This window comes from Acidiphilium sp. 20-67-58 (assembly GCF_002255515.1).
Lineage (GTDB): Bacteria > Pseudomonadota > Alphaproteobacteria > Acetobacterales > Acetobacteraceae > Acidiphilium.
Map to the genome: position 1 here is coordinate 1 of NZ_NCAS01000060.1, position 8,968 is coordinate 8,968.

The 8,968-nt window shown below is 63.3% G+C and carries 3 protein-coding genes and 4 pseudogenes; 4 read left to right on the forward strand and 3 right to left on the reverse strand.

Annotated features, from left to right (window positions below):
• Positions 1-177 (reverse strand): annotated as a pseudogene (locus B7Z76_RS15100) (helix-turn-helix domain-containing protein); the annotation flags it as partial.
• 56 nt (positions 178-233) lie between these two features.
• On the opposite strand from B7Z76_RS15100, the pseudogene B7Z76_RS15105 reads away from it, so the two are divergent.
• Positions 234-362, forward strand: a pseudogene (locus tag B7Z76_RS15105) (IS3 family transposase); the annotation flags it as partial.
• A gap of 234 nt (positions 363-596) precedes the next feature.
• On the opposite strand, the gene B7Z76_RS15110 reads toward B7Z76_RS15105, so the two are convergent.
• Entirely contained in the window at positions 597-1,613 is a 1,017-nt protein-coding gene (locus B7Z76_RS15110; RefSeq protein ID WP_011930569.1) for an IS110 family transposase, read from the reverse strand.
• Between the two features lie 66 nt (positions 1,614-1,679).
• Positions 1,680-1,805, reverse strand: a pseudogene (locus tag B7Z76_RS15115) (IS3 family transposase); the annotation flags it as partial.
• Between the two features lie 240 nt (positions 1,806-2,045).
• Here B7Z76_RS15115 and B7Z76_RS15120 point away from each other — a divergent pair.
• The 3 genes and pseudogenes from B7Z76_RS15120 to B7Z76_RS15130 form a co-directional block, all read left to right on the forward strand.
• Positions 2,046-4,592, forward strand: coding sequence for a PD-(D/E)XK nuclease family protein (locus B7Z76_RS15120; RefSeq protein ID WP_291344998.1), 2,547 nt, complete (start codon positions 2,046-2,048; stop codon positions 4,590-4,592).
• Complete coding sequence (locus B7Z76_RS15125; protein WP_291345000.1) at positions 4,589-7,756, forward strand: exodeoxyribonuclease V subunit beta; 3,168 nt, start codon at positions 4,589-4,591, stop codon at positions 7,754-7,756. The genes B7Z76_RS15120 and B7Z76_RS15125 overlap by 4 nt, the downstream gene beginning before the upstream one ends.
• 234 nt (positions 7,757-7,990) lie before the next feature.
• Positions 7,991-8,871 (forward strand): annotated as a pseudogene (locus tag B7Z76_RS15130) (IS3 family transposase); the annotation flags it as partial.
• Positions 8,872-8,968 lie beyond the last annotated feature (97 nt).

The following is an 8,968-nucleotide window of genomic DNA, read 5'->3' on the forward strand; positions in this document are numbered from 1 at the left end:
GACGGTCGGCCGGGAGACCGAGAAGACCTCGGCCAGGTCGCTGACGGAATAGTCGCCGGTGTCATACATGCGGCGGAGTTCTCGGGACTGGCGGTCGGAGAGTTTGGGCTGCTTGCCGCGCAACTTCCCCTTGGCGCGGGCCACGGCCATACCTTCTCGGGTGCGCATGCGGATGATCTGCCCCCTTCTGAGTGGTCCGGGATCTGATTTAGGATTTGGCCTGTAGGAGGACTGTGAAGGCGAGGAACCACAAGCCGGAAGAGATTATCGGCAAGCTGCGTGAGGCTGAGATTGTTCTGGCGCAGGGCGGGACGGTTGCGGATGCGTGCCGTCGGATCGGCGTCACCCAGCAGAGCTATTATCTCTATGGACGGCTCTCCCGTTGCAAGTAGATTTTGAATGATCCTGCGTGATCAGTTGCAAACATCTATCCGGCGTCAGCCGGCCTTGGCCGGAGCGCCCAAATGGCAAATCCGCACGCGCGCACCTCTACAGCTGGTAGGCTTCGGAAGCCTCGATAATAGTCAGGTTCGTCACGCGCCGGTTCGATCAGTGCAGCCCATTTCTCCGTCTACCCGCAAACTGTAGTCCAACCTTCAGGCGGCCGGGCGGTACGGTTCGCCCGTTCGCAGCACGGCCCAGATGATCCGTGCATTCTTATTGGCGACCGCAACCGTTGCCCGGTTGAAGCCCCGCCGCTCCTGAAGCTGGGTGACCCATTGGTTCATGGGATCATTCCTTGTCCCGGCAGTTCGAACCACCGCGCGTGCGCCGTGAACGAGCAGGCTGCGCAAGTGCTGGCTCCCACGCTTGGAGATGCCCATCATGATCTGCCGATCGCCGCTCGAATGCTGGCGCGGGACCAACCCGAGCCAAGCGGCCATATGACGGCCGTTCTTGAATTCAGCGCCATCACCGACGGCGGCGACGATCGCGGTGGCGGTCTTGGGGCCGACGCCCTTGATGCGGGCGATACGCTGGCAAACTGCGCTGCTCTTGAACACGGCTGCGATCTTCGCGTCGAAAATGGCAATACGTCGGTCGAGGTCGCAAAACAGGTCCCAGAGTTCGCCGATTGCCTCCCGGGCCATCGCCGTCAGTTCATTGTCCGGATTGGCCAATATCTCCGGAATCATTCGCCGCGCGCGGGTGATGGACTTGCCGAAGGCGATGCCGCGATCAAGCAGGAGTCCGCGGATCTGGCTGACCACAGCAGTGCGGTGGTTCACCATGCGCTGGCGCGCCCGATGCAGGGCCTGGACATCCTGCTGCTCGACTGTCTTCTTCGGCACCAGCGGAATATGCGGTTGGCGAACCGCCGTGCAGATCGCCTCCGCATCATTGTTGTCGTTCTTCTGCCGACGGACGAACGGCTTCACGTATTGCGGGCTGACGATCTTCACCTTGTGCCCGAGCGCTTCAAACTTCCTCGCCCAGCAGAAGGCACCGGTACACGCCTCGATCGCGATCGTGCAGGGCTCAATACCGGCCAGCACCGACAACAACTGGTCACGCATGACCCGGCGCCTGAAGACAGGATGCCCCTTCCGGTCGACCCCGTGCAGCTGAAACACGTTCTTCGCCAGATCAATCCCCAGAACATCAATCGTCATGGTCGCTCTCCTCCAGGTTCAACAACGGCACAGCCTGCCGGTGGGGAGGGAGAGCCGTCCATAGAGATAATAGCTCTGCTCGGTGACGCCGATCCGTCGGCATGCATCAGCAACCGTCCCGCCCTGCGCCAGAACAATCTCAGCCTCACGCAACTTGCCGATGATCTCTTCCGGCTTGTGAGTCCTCGCCATCCCAGTCCTCCTTCAGGCAAAATCCAAAACAGATCCCGGACCACTCAGAAGGGGGCAGATCAGTTCAACAACCGCCGCCTCCTCGAGCCCATTGGCAATATTCCTCCCGCTGAGGCCGAGGCGAGGTACTATGAACAACTGAACGAGCTGGCTATGGTCGCCTGAGTCAAACAAAATGGCCTCCGGAATTCCCGGCGCGGTTCATTACAGTTTTCCTTATCAGCAGATTGCAGGCCATTCATGCACTACCCCTTCCTCGTCATTGATCCGCGCTCCGGCCTCCAATACCGCTTAACCGATACCGGTCTTGCCGAACTGTCCCTTGCCCCCATTCCTGCCGAATGGGCGCCGGGGCGTGCCATTGCCGAGGCGCCTGACCCGGTCTGGGCCGACAGTCTTGCCAATGCGCCTATCGAGACGATCTCGGCGGTGACCGCCGCGCTGACGGATCTTGTGCTGGCCACGCCGGATCTGAAGGTGCCGAACGTCGATCACCTGCCAGACAGCCGCGCCAAGCGGCATCTCTTGGCGCTGGTCGCGTTGTGGCAAAGGTTGGGTGATGCGCTGCCAGAGGGGCTGGCACCGATTTCCCATGTGCTGGCCCTGCCGCATGGGTCGTTCCTGGGCTCGTTGCCGGTGGTTGAAGGTTCGCTGGATCCTCTAGCTCCTGCGGCGCTGCAGGCGCTTTTTGCCCGGTTGCGGGACGAGTTCGGCACTGTTCCCGCAAGCGCTTATACGCCCCGGGCCGCAATCGGCAGCCGCCTGCACGCGCTGCAGGGCGGTGTTTCAGCGCAGGATATCGAGGCCGGGGTTCTGGATGACAGCCTCGCGTTCTATGGTCTGCGCGATCCCGCCGCCTGCGCCGATTTCGCCGCCGCCCAAGCCCGGGCGCTGATTGAGTCTGGCGTTTCGGCCCGTGAAATCGCCGTGCTGTCGGGCGATGATCTACGCCAAATCGCGCGCGCTTTCTCAGCCCAGGGAGTGCAGCTCTCGGGCCTTCCGGGCCAATTACCCGAGCGAGATGTCATTGGCGAGACCGCGCTACATCTGGCGCTGGCCAAGCGACCGCCAACTCCGGCTATGGTCTTGGCGAGCCTCGCGCTTTCTCCCTTGATGCCCTGGGCGGCACAGACCGGGCGCGATCTTGCCGAAACCCTCATGGGTGGCGATTTCCGAGGCGCCATCCTCACGGACACGCCCGCACATAAGGAACTGTGGGACGATATCCGCGCCTCTGCCGGCAGCTTGCCGCAGCTGCGATTCCTGCTGGACCGGATCTGCGAGCGAATCGGAAAAGGCGATCAGGTCCGCGCGCGGCTGACTGTCCCCCCCGGCGAAGGCACGCCGGATTGGGAGATAATCCTGCGTGGCATTCAGATCGCGCCGCCCATGGTTGCGGACCCCGTCCGCAATCTTGAAGGCGTCAGCCTTTGGTCCGCGCATGAAAGCCCGTGGCGCCCATGCCGCCATCTGATCGTCAGCGATTTCACCGACGGGCTTTACCCTACTCGCCCGCGTGCCAATCCGCTGTTTCTTGACAGCGAGATCGCTGCGATACACGCGGGAACCGGCGTTCACCTTCGCGGTCGGGCCGAGGGGCTAGCGCAAAGCCTCGCGTTACTTGATCAACAGCTTCAGGCGGTTTCCGGCAGCGTCACCTTCCTCATCCCATGGCGCGATCTGGCGGGCGGGCGCTTGCAACCTTCGACCGGGTTGTCGCTGGTGGCGCGGGCGGTGGCGGGCGTTGACGATGCCAGCGATCTGATCACCGATCTGTCGCGTCAGAACCCCGCGGAATGGCCGATTCCGTATCACCATCTCATACCGGTGCCGGAACCTGCGGAATTACCTGAGGAGCTTGTTTTCCCAGGGCATGACCTTCTGTCCCTTCGTCGGCGCGATGACGGCACCGCCAAACTGCAATCGCCCTCGCGGCTCGAGACGCTGCTTGTCAGCCCGCTCGCCTGGCTTCTGGCTGAGGTCGGGGCCGAGGATATGTCTTGGTCGACCGAAGAACTCGACGTGATGGCAAGGGGCAATATCGCCCATGATGTCTTTGAGCATGTCTTCCTGAAGGATCAGCCGTTCCCGGAAACCGAGGCGCTGGAAGAACTGATCCCCGAGGCCTATGACCGCGCGCTCACCCGTCACGCGGGCTATCTGCGCAGCCCGTCATGGGAGATGGAGCGCCGCGGTTTGGAGCGTGAGATCATGACGGCGGCCCTGCGCTGGCGCGACCACTTGCTGGCGCTCAATGCCAAGATCATCGGCAATGAAATCTGGCTGGCCGGTGAGGCGCATGGCATCAATCTGCATGGCAAGGCCGACGCGATCCTTGAACTGCCTGATGGTACGCTCTTGATCATCGATCACAAGAAAAGCGGCACCAAAGGCCGACGGCAGCGGATGGAGGCGGGCTGGGATCTGCAGGCTGGGCTTTACGCCAATATGATAGCGCGGCCCATGCGGCGCGAGGGTGACGGCATGGACCCGCTGATCGGCCGCAAGGTGGCGGTCGCCTATCACCTAATGAATGATGGCGGGCTGCTGACCTCGGGTCTGGTCTTGCCCGAGGGCTCGCCCGCCCGCGACATGGGCGATGCGGTGAATGCCGGGGCAGTAGCCAAGCTGGCAGAACGCTTGGCTGAACTTGGTGCAGGACGGGTCGTGCTGAACACCTCTGAGGATGCGGCCTTCTTCAAGAAAGAAGCCGGCTTCACCCCCTATGCGCTGACCGATGGCTCGGCCCTGGTCAACGCCTTCATCCGCACGCTCGAGGAGGAATGACCATGGCCCCCTTTAATGCAGTTCAAGGTCTGGTCATCGTTCCCGCGGGTGCCGGCGCGGGCAAGACCCACCGCATCAAGACCCAGCTGTCCGATTGGGTGAAACGCGGCATTGTCCGGCCCGAACGTATCCTTGCCGTCACCTTTACCGAGGCTGCGGCTGGCGAGTTGCGCGAAAGGATCCGTGCCGGCCTTCTGGCCGATGGACTGGTCGCCGAGGCGATGGCGGTCGAGCGCGCCTATGTCTCGACCATACATGGATTGGGCCTGCGGCTTTTGACCGAACATGCTCTGGCGGCTGGCGCCTCGCCGCAGCCGCGCCATCTGGGCGATGCCGAGCGGGATCTGCTGATCCGTCAGGCACTGGCACATGCCAAGGCGCTAGACCCGATAAAGGCCGCGCCCGAGCGGTTCGGTTACGCCCCGAACTTCGTGAAGGGCGAGACGGTCGAAGACAGTTTGCGCGCCCGGGTGCTATCGATGATCGACCTCTTGCGCGGCCTTGGGGACAAGGGGCGTGACGCTGGCCTGATTGCTCCGGCACTGACGCGGCTGGATGCGGTTTACGGGCCGGTTCTGGATGACCCTATCGCCGCGACCACCGCGTTGCAGACGGCCGTGCAGGTCATGATCGCAGCCTTTCCCGAGGGAGGCATGGCCGGAATCACCGCCAAAACCAATGTCGAGAAGCTGGAGAAAAACCTCGCGCTTTTCAAACGTGTTGTTCGCGCGCCCGATCTTCTGGATCGGGATTGGCAGGTCTGGAACGATCTGCGCAGCCTGTTCATCTCTAACCGCTCCAGCAAGACGCCTGCGGGATATGACGACCTTGCCACGGCGATCATGGCGGCGGCGGATGTGCTGCCTTGCCATCCCGGCCCGCTGGCCGATGCTAAGCTGCACCTGTCCTGCCTGATCGCCTGCGCGCAAGAGGTGATGGCGGCCTATGAGACCCGAAAGAAGGCGCTCGGCTTGATCGACTTTGCTGATATGATCACCGGGGCTGAGCATCTGCTTCGCACCGACCTCGCCGTGCGGCAAGCGGTGCTGGACGAGATCGACTGCGTCATCATCGACGAATTCCAGGATACCAACCCTGTGCAATTCGCGCTTTTGTGGCAGTTGGGCCAGCACGCGCCGCGCACACTGCTGGTGGGCGATGTCAAACAGTCGATCATGGGGTTTCAGGGCGCCGATCCCCGCCTGTCCACAGCGCTGGCGGCGGCAAACCCCGATGCCACCCAGCCTTTGGACCGCAACTGGCGCTCGACCCCAGCCATCATGCAATTCGTCAATGCGATGGGGGCTGGCCTCTTTGGGCAGGACTATAACCCGCTGGCGCCGACCCGCGACGCGGTCGCAGGTCCCGCGATCGAGGTGCTGAACGCTACGCAGGGACGGCGCTCACAAAAGTATTCGCAGCCCCCAGAACACATCGCCGAGCGCATCGCCCGTATCCTGACTGATACTGAGACCATCACCGACCGCCACACGAAGGCGGCCCGGCCGGCGCGGCCTTCGGATATCGCGCTCTTGGTCTGCCGCCACACCACCGCCGCCCGATATGCCGAGGAATTGCACGCGCGCGGCGTTCCGGTGCGGATTGCCGAGGATGGCTGGGGGAAAAGCCCGGTGATTGTTGCCGCCCGTGCCGCGCTGGCCTTTGCCGCCAATCCTGCGGATATCCATGCCGGGCTGCTCTTGCGCACGCTTGGCCCGGACCCGCTTCCCTTGCAGGAGGCGCTATCCGCCCAGATCGAAGGGCGGTTGGTGGATGATCCGGTGCTGATGCGGCTCGCCGCTCTGTCGAACCTTTTGGCCCGCCTGCCGGTGGGTGCGGCCCTTGATCTGGTGTTGGATGCCGCCGGCCTGCGCCTCTGGGCCGAACGTCAGCCTGACGCCGCCCAATCCCGCGCCGATCTTTTGCGGCTAGAGGCTGAGGCGGGTGAGTTCGAAGCCGCGCATCGCGATCTCAAATCCGCCTCGGGGTTCCACGGCGAGACTGCCAAGGTCTTTCTCGGCTGGCTCGACGCCCGTGGGGGCGAACGCGATTTCGACCGTCATCCCGATCCTTCCGCCAACAGCGCCGAGGCGGTGGAGATCGTCACCTGGCACGCCTCCAAAGGGCGGGAATGGCCGATCACTGTCGTCGCCGAGTTCGACTATGGCATCGAGGAACGTGCGGGGGCCACTGCGACCCGTTTCGATGCCCTGGACCGCATCGACGATATGGCGGTGGTGCTGGGGTCCGCGAGCCTGATCCACACGCCCGGCTTTGCCGCGCCCGAGGCGACCCGCCGTTTCATCGAAGACTGCCGCGCCGATTTTGAAATCAAAGCGAAAAACCTTCTTTATGTCGCCCTGACCCGTGCCCGTGACCGGATGTTGCTGGAATGGCCGGGTTTTCTGAAGGACCGCGAAGAAGACGCGCCCGAGGCTACGAACCTGTTTCATATTCTTTTAGATACCTGTGCGCCGCAGATCGGGGCGGGCAGCCTGCGCATCAATGGCGTGGATTGCCCTGCGCTGATCACGCAACTGCCTGAAGAGGCGGGATTTACCGAATACGCATGTGGTGCGGCAGCCTCAGCGCTGCGCTTCGGTGCTGCTGCGCCGTTGCCCGTGACACCGCTGACGCCCTGGCGGCTGCTGCCCTCGCAAACCCGTAGCGCGGGGGCGGCGCCCGTGTCCCGCCGTATCAACATCGGAGCACCGTGGCCAAAAGTACTGAACGATGCCTACCGCGGCACAGCACTGCATCTTGCGCTGCGCACATACCTGACCCGGCCCGATCTGGCCCCGGCTTTGGCTCTCGCGACCGGGCTTGAAGACGTCACTCTTGCGCTGGTGGCCGAGCGCGCCACGGCGCTGAAAGCCTGGCTTGCCGATCAGGGCTATACCGATCTGCGCGCCGAGATCCCGGTGCTTGGCCACACGCCTGAGGGTGCAGAGATCACCGGCACCCTCGACCTTCTCGCCATCGGCCCGGCAGGCGCAATGCTGATCGACCATAAATCCGGCGGCGTTGGTGATGGGCTTGGCCCCTATTGGCCACAGCTTTCCAGCTATGCCGGACTGTTGGCCGGACTATACCCGCGGCATCCGCTGCAGGGCGTGGCGGTGTTCTGGGTCGATCACGGATGGCTGGAGCTGGCAGATAAGTGATCTGCCCCCTTCTGAGTGGTCCTGTATCAATTTTAGGATTTTGCACAATTGCGCATGACTTGGATTTTGCTCCGGTAGTGATCAAACCTTATCTCGGTTCCCGAGACTCGGCGGCCATAGCTGAGGATCAGGTTGCGCGGTGGGCCGAGGTACAGAAATAGCGAGGCTCTACACTGATCTGCCCCCTTCTGAGTGGTCCGGGATCTGTTTTAGGGTTTGGCCTGTAGGAGGACTGTGATGGCGAGGAACCACAAGCCGGAAGAGATCATCGGCAAGTTGCGCGAGGCTGAGATTGTTCTGGCGCAGGGCGGGACGGTTGCGGATGCGTGCCGTCGGATCGGCGTCACCGAGCAGAGCTATTATCGGTGGCGCAAGGAGTATGGCGGCCTGAAGATGGACCAGGCGCGGCGGATGAAGGAACTGGAGCGGGAGAACGCCCGGCTGAAGCGCCTGGTGGCCGATCTGTCGCTGGACAAGGCGATCCTGACGGAGGCGACACGGGGAAACTTCTGAGCCCCGCGCGGCGCCGGCGCTGTATCGATCACATCAGGGGAACGATGTCTGTCTCCGAGCGGCGGGTGTGCCGCGTGCTCGGACAGCACCGATCGACGCAGCGCAAGGTGCCACGCGGGGCGGATGACGAGGCCGCCCTGACCGGGGACATCATCGCCCTGGCCCGGCAATATGGTCGTTACGGTTATCGGCGGGTGACGGCCTTGCTGCGGGATGCGGGATGGCATGTGAACCGCAAGCGGGTCGAGCGGATCTGGCGGCGCGAGGGTCTCAAGGTGCCACAAAGGCAGCCGAAGCGCTCACGCCTCTGGCTCAATGATGGATCGTGTATCCGGCTGCGGCCTGAGTATCCCGGCCATGTGTGGTCCTACGATTTTGTGGAAGGACGGACCCACGACGGCCGCAAGTTCCGGATCCTGTCGATCATCGACGAGGCCAGCCGGGAGTGCCTGGCCCTGCCGGTCGCGCGACGGCTCAGGAGCGAGGATGTGCTGGGCGCTTTGGCAGAACTGTTCGTCACCAGAGGGCCGCCGGCGCATATACGGTCGGATAATGGTCCTGAGTTCATCGCCCGGGCGGTGCGGCAATGGCTCGGGAAGGTCGAGCTATGGCGGAATTTGGGTGACGCGGCGTGATCAGGCGGCGCGGCTCTGGGTGGCGTCGGATTGTGCGACGCCGTCGTTGAATCTGACGCCTTCG

What these genes read in the sequence shown, in the direction of transcription:
- B7Z76_RS15120 (WP_291344998.1), top strand. Translation starts at nt 2,046, where the DNA reads ATGCACTACCCCTTCCTCGTCATTGATCCGCGCTCCGGCCTCCAATAC.
- B7Z76_RS15110 (WP_011930569.1), bottom strand. Translation starts at nt 1,613, where the DNA reads ATGACGATTGATGTTCTGGGGATTGATCTGGCGAAGAACGTGTTTCAG.
- B7Z76_RS15125 (WP_291345000.1), top strand. Translation starts at nt 4,589, where the DNA reads ATGACCATGGCCCCCTTTAATGCAGTTCAAGGTCTGGTCATCGTTCCC.